Genomic DNA, 23,384 nt, shown 5'->3' on the forward strand with positions numbered 1-23,384 from the left:
CGGGAGCGGGCGCAGGTGCTGCGGATTGCAGAGCGGCTGGCCAGGTTTCCAGGCGGCAGGGTCGGCTACGACGCAGCGGCCGTGTCCGGGCATGCCGTGCGGGATGCCGTTTTCATCGATCATGGGCACTGCCTTTCGAGCCGTTTGCTTGGTGCTGGGGGTGCGGCTGCGCCCCGTGGGCGTCGCTCTCCCGGTAGGGGTTGCCCTCCGCAGGTGTGACGCGCCAATAGGTCTCGATCATGGCGTTGTACTGCCTGTGGCTGGGATTGCGTCCGGTGTGCTTCAAGGCCCAAATCTCCACAGGGGCACGGTCGTTGTCCGACGCCAGGGATTCCTCGCCGCACTCCATGCACCCGGCGGAATAGATGGCCTGCGGGGCGCCCTCGCCGGTCTCCGGCCCTAGCGTCCACTCCGCAGCCTTGATGATCGAACGCGTCACAGTTCCCCCCTGCTCCGTCGGTTTGCTTCCGTCAGTTGCGCGCGCAGCCGGATAGCGGCATCGACGCAGCGCGGGCAGGAGCAAGCCGGGTATGTCTGGCGCACCTCCGGCACCTCTGCCGGTTTCACCGTGCGCTTCGCGCGCACCTGAGTGCGGACGCCGGTAACCGGGTTGATCCGGTAGACCTCAATCGTCATCACCGCGCATCGCTCCAAGGGCCCGCGCAGGGGCGCGCCTGGGCGCCTGGGCTGTCGCCCCGCTCCTCTGTCTCATGGGCGAGCAGGAAAGGCCGGACAAGGGCGCCTGTACGCTCCCAGGCTTCCTCCGCCTCCCAGTCGCGAGGCGGGAACCACTCGGCGCGTCCCTGCGCCTCGGACGCCTCAACGGGCGGGGCGTATCGCTCCCTGCGGGTCCTGCGCGCGGTGACCAGACGTGCGCCCCAGACGTCCGGCGACGGCCGGTTACGGAGCGCCTGGGGAGCTTCCTGGGGCGTAGCCGGTCGGCGCCGGTTGCCGGGGGTGCAGCGCCTGAACGCCCGCCTCACTCGATCGAGGGTTGTTCGTGATACATCCATGGGTGGCTGCCTGCTCTCTTCAGGTGGTCCATGCCCCCGGCCGTTCCAGCGGTGCGGGGGTCCGTGCTGTCTGGCCATGCTGAAGGCCCGCGAGGGACGAAATCGCCCAGGTCCAGGGACAGTTGGGACGTCGCGGCGGTAGCGTGGAAGAACGCCCAAACGTCCTGGGGGAAGCCTTGAACACGGCGCTAAGATCAGCTATGGAGACTGCCGGTTTCTCACCTCGGAAACTGGCGGCCCGTGTGGGCGTTTCCGGCAAGACCGTTGAACGATGGGTTGCGGACGCTGAGCTAATCCCGCATGCCAGAAACCGGGAAGACGCCTGTAAGGCGTTGGGAGTTGACGAAGAAATGATCTGGCCGAAAGCGGTGAAGGACCGAATCAAGACCGGCGGCGACCGGGAGATTATCCGCTCCTATCCATACCGGTCGGCCTGCCCTTCCATGGTGTGGGGCGAATTGTTCGGGAATGCCACGGACGAACTTTTCTTTGCTGGATACACGAACTACTTTCTGTGGCTCGACCAGCCTGCGTTCGTTGAGACCCTGCGAAAGAAACTCGAAAGCGGGTGCCGGGTGCGTTTCCTCCTTGGAGACCCTAACGGAGAGGTAACCCATAATCGGGAAACGATCGAAGATGTGGCGCTTTCGGTGTCCACTCGCATCCGCATCACCCTTGAACACCTCGGCAAGCTAGGCACGCATGAGGGATTGGAGACGCGTTTCTCTGCACCGGATGATGCAGTGAACCACGTGTCCCTGTCCGTCTTCCGATTCGACAACGAAGCGTTGGTCACCCCGCACCTCGCTCGCCTGGTGGGCCATGATTCGCCACTCCTGCACCTGCGAAAGCGCGATAGCGGCGGGATGTTCGACCGGTTCGCAGAGCATGCCGAAGAACTGTGGACTCGTGGCGTACAGGTAGACCGCATGACTGCAACGTCTTAGCCGCCTGCGCCTAGGAGCGTGGGTCGGTAACGAGCAAGCCTTCGAGGGTTGGTGGTCGGATCTCTGGCGGTCTGGGGTTGTCGGCGGTGTCGGGGCGGGTGCGGGGCGTGGTTGCTGTGGAGGGTGATGCTGCCGCCTGGGCGCTCAGGCTCGGGCGGCGGCCAGGCCGGGGGTTCCGACCTGCCCGAAGATCTTTCGCAGGTTGTGGCATGCTGCGAGTAGCCGCCATTCGGCGCGGGCGCCTGCTTCGCCGCGTAGCAGGAGTCTGCGGCCGTCTTGGCAGGTCATGATCTGCCCGAAGACGGGTTCGACGATGGCTTTGCGTTGGGCGTAGGCGGCGCGTCCGGGTTTGGTGTGCAGTTTGCGGGCCATGCACTCGCGCGCCGTGGCGTCGGCCGGGATGCGTCCGCGCGGGGCGGGGCTGACGCGTTCGTCGTGGGACAGGCGGCCGGTGGCCATGAAGGTGTCGGTGCCGTGTTCTTCCTTGCGCTCGGCTGCGGCCTGAAGGTTCGCCTCGGAGCAGTAGCCCGCGTCGAGGAGCGCCTGACGTGCGTGGATTCCGGTGTTCGCGGCGGATTGGTCGAGCATGCCGGTGTAGTTGAGTGCGTCGGCGGGGTTGGTCGTGACGTCGGCGGCGGTGATGATCTGGTGCGCGTCGTCCACCACGGCCTGGGCGTTGTATGCCTGGATGAACGCGCCGGCCCCGTTCTTCATGATGCGCGATTCGGGGTCGGTGAAGTTGGCCTGCGCCTTGTCCTTCGGCCGCGCGGTTTCGGCCGCCAGGTCGCCGACTTCGGCCACCGCCTCGGGTTCGTCGGTCCCGGCACGCTTTTGGCGTCGCCGCTCCTTGTCCTCGGCGTGCTTGCGGGCCTTCTCGGCGGCCTCGGCCTCGATCTGCGCGCGGGCGGTCTGCAACCTGGCCAAGCGCTTTTCCCTGCGGTCGAGTTCGGCGGGCAGGTCTGTGTCCTTGTCGTCGGGCCCGAACCGCTCGTCCTCGGCGGCATCAAGAGCCTCGGCATCGGCCAGCAGGCCGGCGGCCGCCGCCTCGAGGCTGGCGATCTCGGCTTCGAGGCGTTCTTCCCTCTCCACCAGCCGGTTGTAGCTCATCGCCTTGTGCTTGGAGGCGTTGGCCTGCAGTTTCGTGCCGTCGAGTGCGACCCGGCCCATCTTGACCATGCCCAGTCGCTGCGCCAGGCGCAGCGACTGGGGGAAGATCCCGGCCAGGGCGTCCAGGTGCCGGGCCCTGAACCGGGATATCGACCGGTAGTCCGGCCCCGCCCCCGCGGCCAGATAGCGGAAGGCCACATCATCGATGCACTTGCGCTCGATCGCCCGCGACGAGCGCACTCCGGTGGTGTACCCGTAGATCAGTAGCCGGACCATCAACCGCGGGTCATACGGCGGGAACCCGCGCTTCTCGGTGTAGGACGCCAGGATCGGGCCCAGGTCGAGCGCCTCGTCGACCAGTTCGGCTACGAATCGGGCCAGATGCCCCTCGGGCAGCCACTCATCCAGTGACGGCGGCAGCATCAGCATCTGATCGGGGACGAACGCCCGGAAGGTCTTCTTCACCGCCACCGTCGGCGCGGTCTCCGGCTTCACCACCGCCGCCGGATCCACCTCGAACAGGCCATCCCCACCAGACATACCAGGATTCTCCGTATGGAAGATCACGAACAAGAGGCGGCGTCGGGCTCAATCGCCTGAGCGACTGCCAAGATCCGCGGACAGCGCCGCGTAGATGTACTCGCTCCCCCAGCGATCCCCGTCGAGGTCGTTCTCGACCAGGTGCGCCTCCCGGCGCATCCCGAGGCGCTCACAGACCCGCACAGACCCGGTGTTCTCCACATCCAGCCGTGCGTAGAGCCGGTGCACGCCCAGCCTGTCGAAGGCAAACCCGGCCAGCGCCACGGCCGCCTCAGTTGCATAGCCGTGCCCCTGGTGACGTGGGTCGAGAGTCCAGCCGATCTCGGCCTGGGCGGCGCGGGCATCGGCCAGGGTGAGGCTCACCTCGCCAAGGACGCCGGGCTCATCGCGTCGGCAGACAGCGAGCGCCAGCTTGTCCCCGTCGGCGCGCCAGGCCGTCTGCGCCGCGCGCTCGGCGGCAACCTGCTCGCTGCGCTCACGCGTGTGCGCCGGCCGGTACAAGTAGCGCGCCACGCTCGGCAGGCTCTGGTAGGCGTACAGGTCGTCGGCGTCGCCGGGAGTGAACAGACGCAGTGACAACCGGGCCGTGGTCAACGGCAGCAGCGAGGCGACGTCCATGCGGACCTCCGGGACGCGGATGTGGATCAAGTTGCGGACTGATTTTCGCATCACGGCTGCCCGGCAGCCACGCCTTTTCAAGAGCAGCGCTCGACAGCCGCACTTCACCACGAGGCGCGGCATTCCCGGAGTTGTTTACTGACCCACGCTCCTAGCGGGCACTGCAACGGCAGAAAAGGCTCTTCCCCCCCCGCAATGCGGAGACGAGAGGGGGCTAGTGCATGGCCGGTTTGTCAGCGATCACGCGTCAAAAGTAGATACCGCTGCCGCTCGAAAGTCTCGGCCCTGATCGACTCGACTGCCGCGCGACGCTCAATCGTGACTCTTCTTGCCTGCGATGCGCGCGCGTAGCTTGGCAGCGTCAAAAATGAACGGGGCGGAGCCCCGCCGGGGTCCAGAGGGCGGAGCCACCTGGCGGGGTCGAAGGGGCGGAGCCCTGGGGAAGGGCCGGGGGCGAAAACCCTGAGCCGCGCCCCCACCCACCCCGCCATTCCGGCGCACCCCCCACCCCCACCACTACACCCCGGACAAACGACCCCCCACCCCCCGCCCCCTACCGTGGACCCGACACCACACCACGCACGCACACCCCCACCACGGAAGGGCCGGAACTCCACGATGACTTCCACCCACGCCTTCTGGCTCGCCGGCCGCCAGGCCACCGGCGAGGACACCCTCGACGTCACCTCCCCGTGGGACGGCCGACTGGTCGCCAAGGTCAATGTCCCCAGGGACGCCCAGATCGAAGAGGCCATCGCCACCGCGTACGCCGTCCGCGAGGACTTCGCCGCCACGCCCGCTCACATACGTGCCGCCGCCCTCGACCACGTCAGCAAGCGGCTCGTCGAGCGCACCGAGGGGATCGCCCGGCTCATCTCCGCCGAGAACGGCAAGCCGATCAAGTGGGCCCGAGGGGAAGTCGGCCGCGCGGTCTCCGTGTTCCGGTTCGCTGCCGAGGAGGCCCGCCGCTTCAACGGCGGCGAGGCCCAGCGCCTCGACACCGACCCCGGCGGTCAGGGCCGTCTCGCCCTCACCCGCCGCTTCCCGAAGGGCGTCGTCCTCGGCATCGCGCCCTTCAACTTCCCGCTCAACCTGTGCGCCCACAAGATCGCCCCGGCTATAGCGGCAGGCGCGCCGATCATCCTCAAGCCGGCACCCGCCACCCCGCTCTCCGGCCTTGTCATCGGCGAGCTCCTCGCCGAAACCGAGCTCCCCGCCGGGTCCTGGAGCATCCTCCCCGTGCCCAACGACCGGATGCCCGCGCTGGTACAGGACCCGCGCCTGCCGGTCATCTCCTTCACCGGTTCCGAGAAGGTCGGTTACGCGATCATGGACTCGGTGCCGCGCAAGCACTGCACGCTGGAGCTCGGGGGCAACGGTGCGGCCGTCGTCCTCGCTGACTACGCCTCCGACGCCGACCTCGACTGGGCCGCCACCCGCATCGCCACCTTCTCCAACTACCAGGGCGGCCAGTCCTGCATCTCCGTGCAGCGGGTCATCGCCGACGCCTCCGTCTACGACCGTCTGCTGCCCCGCGTCGTCGCCGCCGTCGAGGCCCAGGTCACCGGCGACCCGAGCGACGACAAGACCGACGTCGGGCCGCTGGTCAGCGAGGACGCCGCCAAGCGCGTCGAGGCGTGGGTCCAGGAGGCCGTCGAGGCCGGGGCGAACCTCCTTACCGGCGGCAAGCGCGACGGCGCCTCGTACGCGCCGACCGTCCTCACCGACGTACCGGCGGACACCACGGTCTCCTGCGAGGAGGTCTTCGGGCCCGTCCTGACCATCCGGAAAGTCGACGGGGAGGCCGCCGCCTTCGCCGCCGTCAACGACTCCAAGTACGGCCTCCAGGCAGGGGTGTTCACCCATGACCTGCAGGCCGCCTTCCGCGCCCACCGCGCGCTCGAGGTCGGCGGTGTCATCATCGGTGACGTTCCCTCCTACCGCGCCGACCAGATGCCGTACGGCGGCGCCAAGCAGTCCGGCGTGGGCCGCGAGGGCGTGAAGTTCGCGATGGACGACTACACGTACGAGCGGGTGATGGTCCTGACGGGCCTGGCCCTTTGAACCATCGCCCCTGGACCAATGGCCTCAGCCCGCTGTGCGGGGCTGAGGCCGTTGTCGTGCCCCGGGGCGTTGCTGGTCTCGTCCGCCCGGACCGGGACACGCTCTCGTCCACGATGTCAGTGGCTCTGGCTAGTCTCTGCACCAGCCCAACTATGGAGCGGAGGCAGCGTGGCTCAACCTGCACAGCGGCCTGTGGCCATCGACGGGAAGATCGGCTCTCTCCCTTTCCACGACATGCCGTGGAGCGACTTCGAGAGGCTGGTGTGGGAACTCGTCCAGGCGGTGGAGCATCTGTCGCCGTGTCACCGCTATGGAACACCGGGGCAGGCACAAGGTGGTGTCGACATCACCGGGCGTGCACCGGACGGCAGTTGGTCCGCCTTCCAGGTCAAGCAGGTGGCCCAGTTCACCGCCGCCGATGGGAAGAAGGCGCTGGAGCTGTTCGTCCGCGGGCCGCGTCCCCACGGTGCCACGCGCCTGGTCGTCGTCATCTCGTGCGAGGGGACACGGACCCAGGTACGCGACATGGCCCACAGCTATCAGAACCGGTACCCGGACCTCACCCTGGGCGAGGTCTGGGACGGCGAGCATCTGGGCCGCCTGCTGCGTGCTCAACCACGCATCGTTGCCCGCTACTTCGGAGACCACGTGGCTCGGCGGTTCTGTGACAGCGATGTCCTGGAAGCGTTCTTCTCCGTAGCAGGCGCCGCCGCGGTGGGAATCCCTGTCGCCGCCGCGGACCCGTTCGGACTGGAGATCCACGAGGCGATCTCCGTCGGCGACGACACACGGGACAGCGCGCTTCCCAGGTACTTCCGCCGACCGTTCGACGACGCACTCGAGGCCGCTGTGGACCAGGCGCGCAGCGGGCAAAGTGTGATCAAGGTCCTCTTGGGTGACTCGTCCTCCGGAAAGTCCCGCGCGGCGTACGAGGCGATCCAGCGCCTGCCGGAGGAGTGGCGGCTGTGGCATCCGGCCGGTCAGGACGAGCTGCTCGGTTCGCTCGACTCCGTAGCGCCTCGAACGGTGCTGTGGCTCAACGAGATCAACCGGTGCCTCCTCTCCGGCGACACAGTTCGTGATGAGCGGGTCGCCGATCGACTCGCCGAGCTGCTGCGTGACCCCGACCGCGCACCCGTGCTCGTTCTCGGTACGGCCTGGTACGAGCACTGGTCAACGATGACCACGGCGCCGGGGAGCGAACGCACGCGAACGAAATCCCTGCTGGCCAGAAGCCGCATCCGCGTGCCGGAGACATTCAGCGAGAGCGAACTCTCGGCCCTCACGGCGGAGTCAGGGCAGACCGATGGCCGGATACTGCTCGCCGCGCGCCTCGCCGAGAGCGGGCATGTCATCCAGTATCTGGCCGGCGGTCCCGCCCAGCTTGAGCGTTATGAGACGGGCTCTCCGACAGCCCGCGCGGTGTTGGAGGCCGCGATGGACGCCCGCCGACTCGGCCACGGTATCGATCTTCCCCGTGCCTTTCTCGAGGCCGCCGCGCTGGCGTATCTCACGCCGTTGCAGCGCGATCTGGCGCCTCGCCAATGGTTCCGGCAGGCGGTGGAGTACCTGTCGGCTCCGTGTCGCGGTGTCCGCGGTCCACTGGCGCCGGTTCCGGGCTTTGCCATGACGGACGCGCAGGAGCCGAACCGCTTCCGGTTGTCAGACTTCATCGAGCTGCATGCGCGGCGTCACCGGAGCATGGTGTGTCCAGCCGGAGAGTTCTGGTCCGCGGCCGCACGGCTTTCGGCCGCCGCGAAGGACAAGGCTGCCTTGTCCCGCGCGGCTCTGGCCCGTGGGCGGACGACAGACGCCGAGTCCTTGGCTCTGGCAGCGGCGGCGGAAGGGGAGGGCGGGGGCCTCTTCGCGCTCGCCGAATGGATCACACGGCACGGCAAGGACGAGGGCGCCATGCCCTATTACGAGCTGGCCGGCGAAGCCGGTGACGCCCAGGCTCAAGTCGTCGTTGCCTGGAGGCACGAACGCGCGGGGCGACTCGACGACGCGGAAGCCTGGTATCGCAAGGCCATGCAGACCAGCGGCAGGTTCGACGCCGCCGTGGGGCTCGCCTCCGTCCTGACCTGGCGCGGGCATACCAAGGCTGCGGCCAGACTCTACGGGAAGGTTCTCGAATCCGGCTTCTTCGGCGCCCGGGCGGTCGAGTACCAGGCCCGTTGGCTGACCGAGCGTGGCCAACACGAGCTCGCCCTGCTCCTCACGACGTGGTCGTTCGAAGCCGGCAACACCGAAGCCTTCACTGGGCTTGCCTGGACCTACAGGTACAAGGACACGCAGCGGGCGATCGATGTCCTCCTGCATGCGGCGGAAGCAGGCGACACCAATGCCCCCCGGGAACTGGCCTGGATCTACGAGGAGGAGGGGGACTCCGTCCGAGCTGATCACTTCTGCGAGGTCGCCGTCTCGCTCGGTGAGACGAACGCATTACGGGGGCTGGGAATGGTTCGCCGCGGCAAGGGCGACCACCGTTCCGCCGCTGCCTTGTTCTGGAGGGCTTATAACCTTGGCCTCGGCCACGTGTTGTTCGAGTTGGCTGACCTGAGGGAGAGGGAAGGCAAGCTCAAGCAGGCGGAACGACTGTATTGGCGTGCTTTCCGGGAGGGGCAGCAATACGCGGCGAATCATCTGGTGCGCATCCTGGAGACCAGCGGGCGGACTCGAGAGGCCGAGGAACTGGCCGGTGATTCCAATGACCTCCTCCGAGCACTCGCACGAGCGCGCGCCGACCGGGGCGAGCTGGACGCAGCGGAAGACCTGTTGACCGCAGCCATCGTTCGGGGAGAGGCGGATCTGCTGTTGACCGTGGCCGAGTTCCGGCAGCGACGTGGGGACCTCGCGGGAGCGAAGCGTGCACTTGGGAAGGCGAGAGACGCCGGGGTGTCCTCTGCCGCGGACGAGCTGGCGAAGCTGCTGGAGGACGAGCCGAGCTGACAGCCGAAAGTAAGGGCCGAGCACGGAACCCTAGCTAATGGGAACCATTTTCAGCTAAGCTGCCCGAAGGGGCCCGGCACCGATGCCTTCCGGTGCCGGGCCCCTTCTTGTGTGTCGGCCTGGTCCGGACCCTCAACCGGAGAAGCCGACATGCGCGAGCCGCAACGGGCCGCGCAGCCTGAGGTGGACGTCGTGCACACCCTCGGCGGCGATCCCGGCGCCGAGCGTGGAGTAGTCGTACGGGCCGGAGTCCGCCCCGTCGGCCGTCAGGGTGGTGAGGACCGGGCCGCCGTCCAGCGAGATCTCGACCGCGCCCGCACCCACCACCGTCGCGGTCATCTCCGTGACACCGCCGCCGAAGTCGCAGTTCCGGTAGAGCAGTTCACCGGTCCGGCCCTCCGCCGCCGTCACCGCGTCGCCCGAGGTCTTCGTACGGTCCACGATGTCGACGCCGCTCTGCTCGTCGAAGTGCGCCGCGTCCAGGCCGCGTTCGCGGACGGCACGCGGGGCGGCGGGCTCGCCGTCGAGCAGCACGGTCGTACGGAGGCGGATGTCCTCGCTGGAGGCGCCGGCCAGGATGTCGTACGGACCCGGCTCCAGGCGCCACCGGCCCTGGGCCACGTCCCAGAACGCGAAGACGGACAGCGGGAGTTCGAAGGTAAGTTCCGATCGGGCGCCGGGGGCCAGGGTGATCCTGCGGTGCGCCGTCAGCTCGCGGCGCGGGCGCGGGACCGTCGGGTCCGCCGCGCGTGTGTAGAGCTGGGCGACCTCGTCGGCGGTGACGTCACCGGTGTTCGTGATCGTGAAGGAGACGTGCAGCGTATCGCCGTCGACCAGTGCCGCCAGGTCGCCGTACGAGAACGAGGCGTACGACAGTCCGTGTCCGAACGGGAACAGCGGAGTGCCCTCGAAGTAGAGGTACGTCTGGCGGCCGCCGATCACGTCGTAGTCGAGGAGGCCGGGCAGGTCGGCGTCGTCGGCGTACCAGGTCTGCGGCAGGCGGCCCGCGGGGGAGACGTCGCCGGCCAGCACGCGGGACAGGGCGGTGCCGGCCGCCTGGCCGCCGTGGGCCGTCCACAGCGCCGCCGGGAGGTCGGTGGTGTCGACCGCGTACGGGTACGCCGAGACCAGCGCCAGCACGGTGTTCGGGTTCGCGGCGCGGGCGGCGCGCAGCAGCCGCTCCTGCTGGGCGGGCAGGCGCAGCGTCGTACGGTCCTCGGTCTCGCGGCCGTTGATGTGCGGGTCGTTGCCCGCGACCACCAGGACGACGTCGGCCTGTGCGGTGACCCGGGTCACCGCGTCCTCACCGCGTTCGACGATGATCAGCTCGAACGTTTCCGGTTTCTCGTCCGTTTCCGGATTCTCGTCGGCAACCTTTACTCCGTCGTCGGCGACAGAGACGTGGCGACCCGTTCCGACGTGCCTGAGGAGGTGTCCGTTCTCGTGCGGTTCCAGGCGGAACGTCTCCTGGACGATCCAGCCTCCGGGCTGGTCGGCGGAGGCACGGAGGTAGCCGTCCTCGGCGACCGAGAGGTAGCGGCCGTCGGGAGCGCGGAGCGTGAGGACGCCCTCGCCCCAGTCGACGAGCGCGAGTTCGGTGCCGGTGGCGTCCGTGGTGAGCGGGGGCAGGTCCGTGCGGCCCGCGAGGAGGGCCGGGTCCAGGGCGCCCTCGGCGCCGCGCACCTCGTCGGCCGCGTCCTGGGCGGGCGGTACGTGAAGGAACGTACCCGCACGGGTCTTCAGGCGGAGCCGGTCCACGCCCTCCGCGAACTCCACCCGCTCGGCGCCGAACCGCTCGTACAGGCCCTCCAGCGGGGTGGAGCGGTGGATGAGGGTGCCGCTGTACCAGTCGAGCTTGCACTCGTCGGCGAGCAGACCGACCACGGCGATGCGGGTGTCAGGAGCCAGCGGCAGCACGCCGTCGTTCTTGAGCAGCACGATCGCCTGCTCGGCGGCCTCCTGGGCGAGCGCCCGGTGTTCCGGGGTGTCGAAGTCCCGGGTGTCGGCGTACGGGTCCTCGTGCGGGTCGAACTCGCCGAGCCGGAAACGGACCGAGAGCTGGCGGCGTACGGCCGTGTCGATGTCGCCCTCCGTCAGCAGACCGCGTTCCAGGGCCCCCTTGACGCGCGCGACGATCTGCGAGCTGTCCGTGCCGTGGTCGGTGAAACTGTCGACGCCGGCGAGGAGGGAGGCGGCCGTGGCCTCCTCGTGAGTGTCGAAGTAGTGCTCGGAGTCGACCAGGTTCGAGGGAGCGCCCGCGTCCGAGCAGACCAGCAGGTCCTCGTCGGTCCAGGCGCGCAGATGCTCGCGCAGGTAGGGCGAGACGTGGTTCGGGCGGCCGTTGACCAGGTTGTACGCCGGCATCACCCCGGCCACCGCGCCCGCCTCGACCGTCTCGCGGAAGGCACGCAGGTCGTACTCGTGCAGCACGCGCGGGCGGACGGAGGAGGACGTGATGTCGCGGCCCGTCTCGTTGTTGTGCGCGAGCCAGTGCTTGAGGACCGGCGCCGTGCGCCAGTACGTCGGGTGGTCGCCGCGCAGGCCGTGTGTGTAGGCGGTGGCGATCGCCGAGGTGAGCTTCGGGTCCTCCGAGTAGCCCTCCTCGTTGCGGCCCCACAGGGGGTGGCGCAGGAGGTTGACGGTCGGCGACCAGACGTTGAGGCCGACGCGGTCGTCGCGGGCGCGCATCGCCCGGGTCTCCTTGGACACCGCCTCGCCGACCCGTCGTACGAGATCCGTGTTCCAGGTCGCGCCGAGGCCCACCGCCTGCGGGAACACCGTCGCCGGGCCCATCCACGCCACCCCGTGCAGCGCCTCCTGGCCGGTGCGGAAGGCGGCGATGCCGAGGCGCTCGACGGCGGGCGCGAACTGGTGCAGGAACCCGGTCTTCTCGTCGAGGGTCAGCCGCGACAGCAGGTCGTCGATGCGCTTCGCGAACGGCAGACGCGGATCGCGGAAAGGCGGCGTGGGCGGCGTTTGTGCGGACACGTGGGGTTCCCCTTGCGATGGAGCGACGACGCGCTTTCGAAGCGCTTCGATGCTCATTCGATCCGGGGGCGGGTGTCAAGACACTCCGGGGCAACAAGTCGGACTCCCTGCCGACATTTCAAGTCGCGTAAGCGTCCGGTCCAGACCTCCACACCTCGGAGGAATCTTGGAAGTGACCCTTGTGCACCCCTGGGTGTTCACTTAACCTCGCAGCAACATCGAAGCGCTTCGACTACTTCGACTAGTCGCTACGACCGCTTCAGCTCAGCCAGTTCCACTCAAGACACCGCAGCCGACGGCCCACCGCCGGGTGTCCTGGTGCGCCATGAAGGGTTGACGCAATGACGCCGAACGCCGCTTCCGCCTCCTCCGGGCCCAGCCGGAGAAGCTTCCTCGCCTCCACGGCGGTCGCCACCGCCGCGGTGGCGGGCGGGATGCCGCTGCTTGCCGCCTGTGGGGGGTCGCAGGAAGGCCGCAAGGAGGGAACCACCTCCGGGAAGGACGCCAAGAAGCTCCTCCCGACCTTCGTGGCGCAGAACGTCGTCAGCCCCGACATCCCCTCGAAGAACGGCTCGGCCGCGGGGTTCACCCAGCCGCTGGACCTCAGCACACTGAAGACCGCCGTCCCCGAGAAGCTCGGCAAGGGCAGCAAGATCAAGATCATGGCTCCGTTCTGGGGCACGCCGCCGTCGAACGGCAACCCGTACTACAAGGCCATGAACGAGGCCATCGGGGTCGACGTCAGCTGGCAGAACCAGGACGGCAACACCTACGACGAGAAGCTGGGCGCCATTCTGGCCTCCAGCGACATTCCGGACGTGGTGGTCGTCCCGGGCTGGAACCTGAACGGCAAGATCCCAAGCGCCATCAACGCCAAGTTCGCGGACCTCGGCGAGTACCTCTCCGGCGACAAGGTCAAGGACTACCCGAACCTCGCGGCCGTGCCCACCGACGCCTGGCAGCGCTCCATCTTCGGCGGCCAGCTGCGCGCGATCCCGATGCCCGCCTCGTATGTCGTGAACATCGCGCCCTTCTACCGCAAGGACGTTTTCGACAAGGAAGGCTACGAACTCCCCACGTCGGCGGACGAGTTCCTGGCCTGGGCGAAGGAGGCCACCAACGCCAAGGCGAAGGTGTGGGCCTGCGACGACATGAAATGGACCGCGTTCAACATGTTCGGGGCGCTGAGCGGCAGCGAGAAGGCGCTGTGGTGGAACCTCGAGGGCGACAAGCTGATCAACCGGATCGAGACCGAGGCGTATCTCGAAGCCCTGGAGTGGACCCGCAAGCTCTACGCGGCCGGCGTGGTCCACCCCGACGCCAAGGCGGCGAATCAGGGCGTCGCGGGCAACCGGTTCACCGCGGGCCAGTCCCTCGTCTACAACGACGACCTCTCCGCCCTGTGGGGCAAGACGGCCGAACAGCGCACCCAGAACGAGAACTTCGAGATGGGTGTGATGGACATCTTCGGCCACGACGGCGGTGACCCGACCTTGTGGGCGGTCCAGCCCGCGAACATCTTCACTTTCGTCAGCAAGAAGGCGTCCAAGCAGGTCGTCCAGGACTTCCTCGCCATCGCCAACTACTGCGCCTCGCCGTACGGCACCAAGGAGTACATGCTCACCGTCTACGGCGTCGAGGGCACCGACTACACGGTGAAGGACGGCGTGCCGACCAAGAGCACCAAGGGTGTCAACGAGGTCAACGGCGCCTTCGACTACACCGGCGACCCGGCCGCGTACATCGCCCACCCGGACCTGCCCGAGATAGCCAAGCAGCAGGTCGAGTGGCAGCAGAGGATGGGCGCCTTCACGAAGAAGTCCTCCTTCTACGGGCTGACCATCACCGAGCCCAACCGCTGGACCAACCTCGCCGACGACTTCGAGCAGCTCGAGGACGACATCGTGCGCGGGCGCAAGAAGGTCAGCGACATGCAACAGGCGGTCTCCGACTGGAAGAAGCAGGGCGGCGACGACCTGCGGGCCTGGTACAAGAAGCTGCTCGACGACAACGGTTCTGCTAAGTGACCCGGGGCTGAGGCAAGGAGAAGGCCGTGTCCCACAGCACGGTGCCTCGGAGCAGGGCCGAGGCGCAGACGACGGACGGTACGACGAAGACGGACGGGGCTGCGAAGCGGGGCCGGTCGGCCGGGAAACACAACGGGAGACGCGCTGGAAAGCTGAGCTTCCGGATCCGCTTCCGGCGTGACCGGACGCTCGTCCTGATGACGGTGCCGGCCGTGCTGCTGGTGCTCGTCTTCAACTACGTGCCGATCCTCGGCAACATCGTCGCCTTCCAGGACTACGACCCCTATCTCAGCGACAACGGCTTCATCGCCATGTTCGAGAGCCCCTGGGTCGGCCTGGAGCAGTTCGAACGGGTCTTCTCCGACTCCGAGTTCTGGCACGCGGTGCAGAACACCTTCGTGCTGTTCTTCCTGCAGCTCGTGCTCTTCTTCCCGGTGCCGATCCTGCTCGCGCTGCTCATCAACAGCGTGATCAGGCCCCGGGTCCGGGCTGTCGCCCAGGCGGTCCTGTACCTGCCCCACTTCTTCTCGTGGGTCCTGGTGGTCACGGTCTTCCAGCAGATCTTCGGCGGCGCGGGCATCATCGCGCAGACCCTGCGCGATCACGGACGCGGCGGGTTCGACATCATGACCGACCCGGAGATCTTCAAGTACCTGGTCACGGTCGAAGGCATCTGGAAGGACGCGGGCTGGGGCGTCATCGTCTTCCTCGCGGCCCTCTCCTCCGTCAGCAACGACCTGTACGAAGCCTCCGCGATGGACGGTGCCGGGCGCTGGCGCCGCATGTGGCACATCACGCTGCCCGCGCTGCGGCCGGTCATCGCCCTGCTGCTGGTCCTGCGGGTCGGCGACGCCCTCACCGTCGGCTTCGAGCAGTTGCTGCTGCAACGCGACGCGGTCGGGCCGGAGGCGTCGGAGGTGCTCGACACGTACGTGTGGTGGAACGGCATCCGTAACCAGGACTTCAGCTACGCGGCCGCCGCCGGACTGATCAAGGGCATCGTCGGCCTGACCCTCGTCCTCGCGGCGAACAAGGTCGCTCATCTCATGGGCGAACAGGGGGTGTACAAGAAATGACCGCCGTCATCGACAAGCCCGTGAAGAAGCCGAGCCCCTGGGCGGCCCCGCCCCGGCCGGCCTGGGAGGAGAAACCGAACCAGGCCGGTTTGGCGGCCAAGGGTATCGTGCTCTTCTTCGCCTGCTTCGCGATCCTCTTCCCCTTGTGGATCGTGATCGTCACGAGCCTGTCCTCGAAGAAGACCATCGACGCAGCCGGCGGACTGGTGATGATCCCCAAGGACATCACCTTCATCGCCTACCAGGAACTGCTCAGCGGTGGCCAGGTCCAGCGCGCGGCGCTCGTCAGCCTCGGCGTCACCCTCGTCGGCACGCTGTTCAGCATGACGGTGTCGGTGCTGTGCGCCTACGGGCTCTCGCGCTCCGCCTCGCTCGGCCACCGCTGGATCCTGATGACCCTGCTCGCGACGATGTTCTTCGGCGCCGGGCTGATCCCGACGTACCTGCTGGTGCAGGCGCTCGGGCTGACCGACACCTATCTGGCACTGATCCTGCCCAGCGCGGTCAGCGTCTTCAACATCCTGGTCCTGCGGGCGTTCTTCATGAACATCTCGCAGGAGCTCATCGACAGTGCCCGGATCGACGGAGCCGGGGACTTCCGGATTCTGCGGCAGATCGTCATGCCGCTCTCGCGTGCCGTGATCGCGGTGATCTCCCTGTTCTACGCGGTGGGCTACTGGAGCGCCTGGTTCAACGCCTCCATCTACCTCACCGACCAGGACATGATGCCGCTGCAGAACGTCATGATCCAGCTCGTGCAGAAGCAAGAGCGTCCGGTCGGGCTCAGCGCGCAGATCAACACCGGTCAGATTTCGGCCCTCTCCATCCAGATGGCGGTGATGGTCATGGCTCTGCTTCCCGTCGCCGTGCTGTCGCCCTTCGTCCAGAAGCACTTCAAGAAGGGGATGCTCACCGGTGCGGTGAAGGGCTGAAGCCCGAGCGGGTGGCGTGACCGGGAGCTTCTGCGGTCTTCCGGCCTCGGCTCCGTCGTTGCTGGTCCCGCCCACGCGGCGGAGCCGTTGAATCGTCACAGCCTGCGCCCGTAGGTAGGTCTCCCCACCCCTTTCGTAGAACGAGGTATGTGTCATGCACGCGTCCCCCCTGAGTCGACGTGCCGTTCTCGCCGGGACCGCGGCCGCCGCCGCGCTCACCACCGTCCCGTTCCTCCCCGGACGGGCACAGGCCGCGGAGACCATCGCCGCCGCCCCCACCTACCGCTGGCGCAACGCGGTCATGGGCGGCACCGGCTTCATCACCGGCGTCCTCTTCCACCCCTCCGCCCGCGGCCTCGCCTACGCCCGTACCGACATCGGTGGCGCCTACCGGTGGGACGACCGCACCGCGAGCTGGGCCCCGCTGACCGACCACCTCGGCTGGGACGACTGGAACCTGCTCGGCGTCGAGGCCATGGCCGTCGACCCCGCCCACCCGAACCGCCTCTACCTCTCCCTCGGCACCTACGCCCAGTCCTGGGCCGGCAACGGTGCCGTCCTGCGGTCCGAGGACCGCGGTGCCACCTGGGCCCGTACCGACCTCGATGTGAAGCTCGGCGCCAACGAGGACGGGCGCGGCGCCGGCGAGCGGCTGCTCGTCGATCCGCGCGACAGTGACGTCCTGTGGCTGGGCACCCGGCACGACGGGCTGCTGAAGTCGACCGACCGGGGAGCCACTTGGGCCACCGCCTCCGGCTTCCCGGGCAGCCCGAGCGCGGGCGGCCAGGGCGTCACCCTCCTCATCGCCGCCGGGCGCGTCGTCTACGCCGGCTGGGGCGACAGCGACGGCACCACCGCCAACCTGTTCCGCACCACCGACGGCAGCACCTGGAACGCCGTCCCCGGCCAGCCCTCCGGCACCGCCGCCAAGGTGCCGATCCGCGCCGCCTACGACCGCGGCACCAGCCACCTGTACGTGACGTACGCCAACGCGCCCGGCCCCAACGGGCAGTCCAGCGGCAGCGTGCACAAGCTGTGCACCCTCAACGGCAAGTGGACCGAGGTCACGCCCGTGAAGCCGGGGGGCACCACCGCCGACGGCTCGGCCGACACCTTCGGCTACGGCGGTGTCGCCGTCGACGCCCGTCGGCCCGGCACGCTCGTCGTCAGCACCAACAACCGGTGGGCGGAGGTCGACACGGTGTTCCGCAGCACCGACGGCGGCCGCACCTGGACGTCCCTGAAGGACACGGCCGTCTTCGACGTCTCTGAGACCCCCTACCTCAAGTGGGGAGCGGACAAGCCGAAGTTCGGCTGGTGGATCCAGGCCCTCGCCCTCGACCCGTACGACTCCCGGCACGTCCTCTACGGCACCGGCGCGACCATCTACGGCACCCGGGACCTGAAGAACTGGGCCCCGCAGATCCGCGGCCTGGAGGAGGCGTCCGCCCGCCAGCTGATCTCGCCCCCGGTCGGAACGGCGCACCTGATCAGCGGCAACGGAGACATCGGCGTGATGTACCACGAGTCGCTCACGGCGTCCCCCTCGCGCGGCATGGCGTCGAACCCCGTCTTCGGTTCGGCGACGGGGCTCGCCCAGGCCTCGGCCAAGCCGGCGTACGTGGTCCGCAGCGGCTGGGGCGACAACGGCAACGGTGCTTACTCGAACGACGGTGGGCAGACCTGGGCGCCCTTCAAGGCCCAGCCCGCCATCGCCAAGGACGCACCGGGGCCGATCGCCACCAACGCCGACGGCAGCGTGCTGCTCTGGGTCTTCGTGCACTGGGACGGCACGAAGTACCCCGCCCACCGCTCCGCGGACAACGGCGTCACCTGGTCCGAGGTCACCTCCTTCCCGAAGGGCGCCACGCCGGTCGCCGACCCGGCCGACCCGAGGCTCTGCTACGCGTACGACACCGACACGGGAACGCTGTTCGCCAGCACCGACAGTGGCCTCACCTTCACCGCCCGCGCCACCGGACTGCCCTCCGGCGACAGCCAGTTCGAGCTGGTCGCGGCGCCGGGACGCAGTGGTGACCTGTGGCTGTCCACCAAGTGGAACGGGCTGTACCGGTCCACCGACGGCGGCGCCACGTTCTCGAAGGTCCCCAGCTGCTGGGCCTCGTACTGCCTCGGCTTCGGCAAGGCCGCGGACGGTGCCGACTACCCGGCGATCTACCTGGTCGGGTCCACCGAGGCCATCACCGCCGTCCATCGCTCCGACGACGGGGCGAAGAGCTGGGTGCGGATCAACGACGACGCCCACCAGTGGGGCTGGATCGGCGAGGCGATCACCGGTGACCCGCGCGTGTACGGCCGTGTCTACCTCGCCACCAACGGGCGCGGAATCCAGTACGGGGAGCCCGTCTGATGCCCGACCTGAGCACGGTGGCGAACGGCCGCATCCTCTACGGCGGCGACTACAACCCCGAGCAGTGGCCCGAGGAGATCTGGCACGAGGACGTCCGTCTGATGAAGGACGCCGGCGTCAACTCCGTCACCCTCGGCGTCTTCTCCTGGGCGAAGCTCGAACCCCGCCCGGGGGAAAGGGACTTCGGCTGGCTGGACCGGCTGATGGATCTGATGCACGACAACGGCATCGGGGTCGTACTCGCCACCCCCACCGCCTCGCCCCCGCCCTGGATGGGGCACCTGCACCCCGACACCCTGCCCGTCGACCAGGACGGCCGCACCGAGTGGTGGGGCGGCCGCCAGCACTTCTCGCACTCCAGCGCCACCTACCGCCGTTACGCCGCCGCCATCACCGAGGACCTCGCCGCCCGCTACGGCACCCACCCGGCCCTCACCCTGTGGCACATCAACAACGAGTACTGCACCTACGACTGGAGCGACGAGGCCGCCGCCCGCTTCCGCCGCTGGCTCCAGGACAAGTACGGCACGCTCGACGCCCTCAACACCGCCTGGGGCACCGCCTTCTGGAGCCAGGGCTACGGCGCCTGGGACGAGATCCACACGCCCCGCCACGCCCACTACCTGAAGAACCCCAGCCAGGTGCTGGACTTCAAACGCTTCACGTCCGACATGCTCCTGGAGTGCTACGTCGCCGAGCGTGACATCGTCCGCCGGGCCACCCCGCACATCCCCGTCACCACCAACTTCATGCCGCTGTGGATCGGTCAGGACGCGTGGCGCTGGGTCGAGGAGGAGGACGTCGTCTCGGTCGACCTCTACCCCGACCCCCGCGACCCCTTCGGCGCCCGGAACGGCGCCCTCGTCCAGGACATGACCCGCTCCCAGGCCCGCGGCCCCTGGATGCTGATGGAGCAGGCGGCAGGCCCGGTCAACTGGCGGGGCGTCAACCACCCCAAGCCCCGCGGACTCAACCGCCTCTGGTCCCTCCAGGCCGTGGCTCGCGGCGCCGACGCGGTCTGCTACTTCCAGTGGCGGCAGTCCCGGCAGGGCGCCGAGAAGTTCCACTCCGGGATGGTCAGCCACGCGGGGGAGGAGGGCCGCACGTATCAGGAGGTCAAGCAGCTCGGCGCCGAACTCGCGAGGATCGGCGGCGACGTGGCGGGCAGTCACAGCGACAACGGCATCGCGATCCTGCACGACTGGCACGCCTGGTGGGCCGCCTCCCAGGACGGTCGCCTGTCCACGCACGTCGACCACCCCGACCTCCTCAGAGCCTGGCACCGCGCCCTCTGGGAGGCCCACCTCACCACCGACTTCGCCCACCCCGAGCACGACCTGAGCGCGTACAAGCTGGTGGTCGTCCCCCAGCTGTACGCGCTCACGGACGCGGCGATCGACAACCTCGCCGCGTACGTACAAAACGGCGGCACCCTCGTCAGCGGCTTCCTGACCGGCATCGCCGACGAGGACGACCGGGTGCGGCCCGGCGGGATGGACGCCCGGCTGCGCGAGCTGTTCGGCATCCGCACGCTGCACGAGTGGTGGCCGCTGGACGCGGGGGAGACCGTCGAGTGCGACGGCTTCCGCGGCACCCTGTGGTCGGAGGAGATCGAGCCGACCGAGGACGCCGAGGCGCAGGCCACGTACAAGGGCGGGGAGCTGGACGGTCTGCCCGCGGTGCTGCGCAAGGGCCGCGCCCGGTACGTCTCGACGCTCCCCGAGCCGGAGGCGCTGCGCGACCTGCTCGCGGGCGTGGCCGCCGAGGCCGGTGTCCGTCCCGTGCTGGAGGCGATCCCCGCCGGGGTGGAGGTGGTCCGGCGCGGCGACCTGCTGTTCGTCCTCAACCACGGGCGCGAGTCCGTGACCGTCGAGGTGCCGGGGGCCCATCACGACGTACTGACGGGGACGGACGTCGAGGATGAGCTCACCCTCGGCCGCTACGGGGCGGCGGTGCTCAAGCCATGACCGACAGCCCCGTCACCGGACCGGTCCACGGCACCTGGGAGCCGGAGCCGGCCGCCCGCTGGGAGGACGCCTTCCTCAGCGGCAACGGCCACCACGGCACCCTTGTGTTCGGTGACCCGAACGACGAACGCGTCATCGTCACCCACCACACCCTGGTCCGCCCGAACGGCTCGGAGCACGCCCGTCCGCCCCAGCTGGCCGCCGAACTCCCCGCGCTGCAGGACCGGTTGCTGGCCGGAGAGCCGACGGCCGCCGAGACCTTCACCGACGGCCGCGACCTCCAGTGGGTGCAGCCCTTCCACCCGGCCTTCCAGATACGGCTGCGCGCGACCCGGCCCGCCGCACCTCGCCGGTACCGCCGCTTCGTCGACTTCACCACCGGCGTCGCGACGGCGGAGTGCGAGGGCTTCAGCAGCCGGGTCTTCGTCTCGCGCGCCGACGACGTGATCGTCCACCACCTCTCGGCACCGGACCTGGACATCGCCCTCGACCACCGGCTCCCGGGCGCGCCCCACGACCTCGCCGTCGGCCACGGAGCCGTCCTCACCCCCGAGGGCGCCCTGCTCACGCTGCGCGCCCGCTACCCCGGCAGCGACCGCGCGTACACCGGAGTGACGCTCGTCGTGGTCACCGGCGGCAGTACGTCGCTCACGCCCCCCGGCCTACGGGTCACCGGCGCGAAGTCCGTCCTGCTGCTCACCCGCGTCATGCGCCACACGAGCGGGGCAGCCGCACGCCACACGGGCGTGGCGGCCCTGCACCGCTTGGACGGGGCGGCCGCAAACGCGGAGGGGTCGGCGGTGAGTCACGCGGGCGGGTCGGCGGTGAGTCACGCGGACGGGTCGGCGGTGAGTCACGCGGGCGGGTCGGCGGTGAGTCACGCGGGCGGGTCGGCGGTGAGCCCCGCGGGCGGGCCGGCGGTGAGCCCCGCGGGCGGGCCGGCGGTGAGCCCCGCGGGCGGGCCGACCGTAAGCCCCGCGGACGGGTCGGCGGTGAGCCCCGCGGACGGGTCGGCGGTAAGCCCCGCGGACGGGCCGACCGTAAGCCCCGCGGACAGGCCGACCGCAAGCCACTCGGACCGCCCGGCCGCCCAAGAGCCGGACGCCCTCGCCCACGCCCGCGCCCTCGGCGACCTGCTCCCGGACGACGAGGACCCGTACGCCGGCCTCCTGGCCCGCCACACCGCCCTCCACCGCACCGCCTACGAGCGCGCGACCCTCGACCTGGACGCCGACCCCGCCGAACGCGCCCTCCCCGGCTCGGAGCTGCTCGGCCACCCCGACAGCCCCGCCCTCCTGGAGCGCCTCTTCGCCGCCGGCCGCTACCACCTCCTGTCGGCCTCCGGAATGCTCCCGCCCCGCCTCGTCGGCCTGTGGACCGGCGACTGGAACACGGCCTGGTCGGGGGCCTTCACCAACGACGCCAACCTCAACCTCCAGACGGCCTCAGCAGCGGCCGCCGCACTCCCCGAAGTCACCGAGGCCCTGGCCTCGCTGATTCACCGCCAGCTGGACGACTGGAGCGAGAACGCCCGTGCCGTCTTCGGCGCCCGCGGCGTCGTCGCGCCCGCGCACACCGACGGTGAGTCCGGGCTGACGTACCACTTCAGTCGCGAATACCCGCTCCACCTGTGGACCGCCGGCGCCGACTGGCTGCTCAAGCCCCTCGTCGACCACGACGAGACCCGCGGCGAACGCGACCCGCGCACCGCCCACGCTCTCGCCCGAGTCGCCCTGTTCTACGAGGACTTCCTCACCCGCACCGACGAGGACGGCCACCTGGTCGTCGTCCCCTCCTACTCGCCCGAGAACCGCCCGGCGAACGCGAGCTGGGGCGCGATCAACGCGGCCATGGACCTCTCCGCCGCCCGGCACGCCCTGCTCACCGCCGCCGAGTACCACCCGGACCTGGCGGACCGCTGGCGTGCCCTGGCCGACCGGCTCCCGCCCCACCGGATCAACGCCGACGGCGCCCTCGCCGAATGGGCCCGGCCCGGACTCGACGACACCTACGACCACCGCCACCTCAGCCACCTCTACGGCGTCTGGCCACTCGACGAGATCACCCCGTACGACACCCCGGACCTAGTGCCCCGACAGGCAACGTTCGCCCCGTCGCGACGCCCGGCACGCTCCCCCACTGCCCTAAAGGCGTGGGAGGTGCCCCCACTCGCCGCACCGGCCGAAAGCCCAAGTACGTCCAGTACGAAAGCTTTCGGCCGGCACGCCGAGAGCACGCACCGGACGCCGCTCCTCAACGGGCAAACGTTGCCTGCCGGGGCACTAGCCGCAGCCGCCCACCGCGCCCTCGAACTCCGCGGCCCCGAGAACGACTCGGCCCACGGCCACCTCCACCACGCCCTCGTCGCGGCCCGGCTGCGCGACGGCCAACGGGTCGCGCACGCCCTCGGCCAGGTGCTCAAGGGCGACTTCTTCCACGCCTCCCTGATGAGCTCCCACTACCCGGACCGCGACGTCTACAACGCGGACGCCGCCCACGCCCTGCCCGCCGTGCTCATCGAGATGCTCGTGCAGTCGACGCCGGACCGGCTGGTACTGCTGCCCGCGCTTCCGACGGCGTACCCGAAGGGCGAACTGCACGGAATCCGCACCCGGTTCGGGGCCGGGATCGACCTGACCTGGAGCCCGCACGAAGCGACCGCGGTCGTCCGCCCCACGCGCACCCACCGCATCGAGCTCCGGACTTCCTCCGGCGCCGAACCGCTCGACCTCGTCGCCGGAGAAGAACGCGTCCTCGCCCTGAGGACGTGGTAACTCCCCCCGCA

14 protein-coding genes are annotated in these 23,384 nt (G+C 69.4%); 9 read left to right on the forward strand and 5 right to left on the reverse strand.

Translation table 11 applies throughout. The features are described from left to right. Positions 1–112: 112 nt before the first annotated feature. Positions 113–439 carry a hypothetical protein gene (locus Q4V64_RS38045; RefSeq protein ID WP_124438887.1) on the reverse strand — a complete coding sequence of 109 codons (327 nt, stop codon included), beginning with the start codon at positions 437–439 and terminating at the stop codon, positions 113–115. Then, positions 436–636, reverse strand: a complete 201-nt coding sequence (locus tag Q4V64_RS38050) for a hypothetical protein (protein ID WP_124438886.1) — start codon at positions 634–636, stop codon at positions 436–438. Before Q4V64_RS38050 ends, Q4V64_RS38045 begins: the two co-directional genes overlap by 4 nt. A gap of 577 nt (positions 637–1,213) precedes the next feature. Here Q4V64_RS38050 and Q4V64_RS38055 point away from each other — a divergent pair. After that, positions 1,214–1,960, forward strand: a complete 747-nt coding sequence (locus Q4V64_RS38055) for a helix-turn-helix transcriptional regulator (RefSeq protein WP_172629101.1) — start codon at positions 1,214–1,216, stop codon at positions 1,958–1,960. A gap of 144 nt (positions 1,961–2,104) precedes the next feature. Here the strand turns inward: Q4V64_RS38055 and Q4V64_RS38060 are convergent, their stop codons facing one another. Continuing rightward, entirely contained in the window at positions 2,105–3,607 is a 1,503-nt protein-coding gene (locus Q4V64_RS38060) for an IS1182 family transposase (protein ID WP_253266853.1), read from the reverse strand. Between the two features lie 48 nt (positions 3,608–3,655). Beyond that, a complete protein-coding gene (locus Q4V64_RS38065; protein ID WP_124438885.1) occupies positions 3,656–4,225 on the reverse strand; it encodes a GNAT family N-acetyltransferase in 570 nt (189 codons plus the stop codon). A gap of 618 nt (positions 4,226–4,843) precedes the next feature. On the opposite strand from Q4V64_RS38065, the gene Q4V64_RS38070 reads away from it, so the two are divergent. Beyond that, positions 4,844–6,289: an aldehyde dehydrogenase family protein gene (locus tag Q4V64_RS38070; RefSeq protein ID WP_124438884.1), complete on the forward strand. Its 1,446-nt coding sequence runs from the start codon at positions 4,844–4,846 to the stop codon at positions 6,287–6,289. Between the two features lie 192 nt (positions 6,290–6,481). Next, positions 6,482–9,238 carry a hypothetical protein gene (locus Q4V64_RS38075; RefSeq protein ID WP_253266852.1) on the forward strand — a complete coding sequence of 919 codons (2,757 nt, stop codon included), beginning with the start codon at positions 6,482–6,484 and terminating at the stop codon, positions 9,236–9,238. Between the two features lie 132 nt (positions 9,239–9,370). Here the strand turns inward: Q4V64_RS38075 and Q4V64_RS38080 are convergent, their stop codons facing one another. Continuing rightward, positions 9,371–12,226 carry a glycoside hydrolase family 3 C-terminal domain-containing protein gene (locus tag Q4V64_RS38080; protein WP_124438882.1) on the reverse strand — a complete coding sequence of 952 codons (2,856 nt, stop codon included), beginning with the start codon at positions 12,224–12,226 and terminating at the stop codon, positions 9,371–9,373. Positions 12,227–12,567: 341 nt separating this feature from the next. On the opposite strand from Q4V64_RS38080, the gene Q4V64_RS38085 reads away from it, so the two are divergent. The 6 genes from Q4V64_RS38085 (at position 12,568) to Q4V64_RS38110 (ending at position 23,373) form a co-directional block, all read left to right on the forward strand. Beyond that, positions 12,568–14,253 carry an extracellular solute-binding protein gene (locus tag Q4V64_RS38085; RefSeq protein WP_124438881.1) on the forward strand — a complete coding sequence of 562 codons (1,686 nt, stop codon included), beginning with the start codon at positions 12,568–12,570 and terminating at the stop codon, positions 14,251–14,253. 26 nt (positions 14,254–14,279) lie between these two features. Further along, positions 14,280–15,329, forward strand: coding sequence for an ABC transporter permease subunit (locus Q4V64_RS38090; protein WP_124438880.1), 1,050 nt, complete (start codon positions 14,280–14,282; stop codon positions 15,327–15,329). Then, the gene (locus Q4V64_RS38095; RefSeq protein WP_124438879.1) at positions 15,326–16,261 is read left to right on the forward strand and encodes a carbohydrate ABC transporter permease; all 936 of its coding nucleotides are present in this window, start codon (positions 15,326–15,328) and stop codon (positions 16,259–16,261) included. The genes Q4V64_RS38090 and Q4V64_RS38095 overlap by 4 nt, the downstream gene beginning before the upstream one ends. Positions 16,262–16,415: 154 nt before the next feature. Beyond that, on the forward strand, positions 16,416–18,632 hold the full coding sequence (locus Q4V64_RS38100) for a sialidase family protein (RefSeq protein ID WP_124438878.1): 2,217 nt from the start codon (positions 16,416–16,418) through the stop codon (positions 18,630–18,632). Next, positions 18,632–20,599, forward strand: coding sequence for a beta-galactosidase (locus tag Q4V64_RS38105; RefSeq protein WP_124438877.1), 1,968 nt, complete (start codon positions 18,632–18,634; stop codon positions 20,597–20,599). The genes Q4V64_RS38100 and Q4V64_RS38105 overlap by 1 nt, the downstream gene beginning before the upstream one ends. Then, complete coding sequence (locus Q4V64_RS38110; RefSeq protein WP_303713954.1) at positions 20,596–23,373, forward strand: glycoside hydrolase N-terminal domain-containing protein; 2,778 nt, start codon at positions 20,596–20,598, stop codon at positions 23,371–23,373. The genes Q4V64_RS38105 and Q4V64_RS38110 overlap by 4 nt, the downstream gene beginning before the upstream one ends. Positions 23,374–23,384: the final 11 nt, after the last annotated feature.

Origin of the sequence: Streptomyces sp. NL15-2K (assembly GCF_030551255.1) — a bacterium.
GTDB lineage: Bacteria > Actinomycetota > Actinomycetes > Streptomycetales > Streptomycetaceae > Streptomyces.

Bases quoted from the DNA above. Each gene is read 5' to 3' on its own strand.
- Q4V64_RS38070 (WP_124438884.1), top strand. From the start codon at position 4,844: ATGACTTCCACCCACGCCTTCTGGCTCGCCGGCCGCCAGGCCACCGGC.
- Q4V64_RS38105 (WP_124438877.1), top strand. From the start codon at position 18,632: ATGCCCGACCTGAGCACGGTGGCGAACGGCCGCATCCTCTACGGCGGC.
- Q4V64_RS38085 (WP_124438881.1), top strand. From the start codon at position 12,568: ATGACGCCGAACGCCGCTTCCGCCTCCTCCGGGCCCAGCCGGAGAAGC.
- Q4V64_RS38110 (WP_303713954.1), top strand. From the start codon at position 20,596: ATGACCGACAGCCCCGTCACCGGACCGGTCCACGGCACCTGGGAGCCG.
- Q4V64_RS38095 (WP_124438879.1), top strand. From the start codon at position 15,326: ATGACCGCCGTCATCGACAAGCCCGTGAAGAAGCCGAGCCCCTGGGCG.
- Q4V64_RS38100 (WP_124438878.1), top strand. From the start codon at position 16,416: ATGCACGCGTCCCCCCTGAGTCGACGTGCCGTTCTCGCCGGGACCGCG.
- Q4V64_RS38065 (WP_124438885.1), bottom strand. From the start codon at position 4,225: ATGGACGTCGCCTCGCTGCTGCCGTTGACCACGGCCCGGTTGTCACTG.
- Q4V64_RS38055 (WP_172629101.1), top strand. From the start codon at position 1,214: ATGGAGACTGCCGGTTTCTCACCTCGGAAACTGGCGGCCCGTGTGGGC.
- Q4V64_RS38060 (WP_253266853.1), bottom strand. From the start codon at position 3,607: ATGTCTGGTGGGGATGGCCTGTTCGAGGTGGATCCGGCGGCGGTGGTG.
- Q4V64_RS38050 (WP_124438886.1), bottom strand. From the start codon at position 636: ATGACGATTGAGGTCTACCGGATCAACCCGGTTACCGGCGTCCGCACT.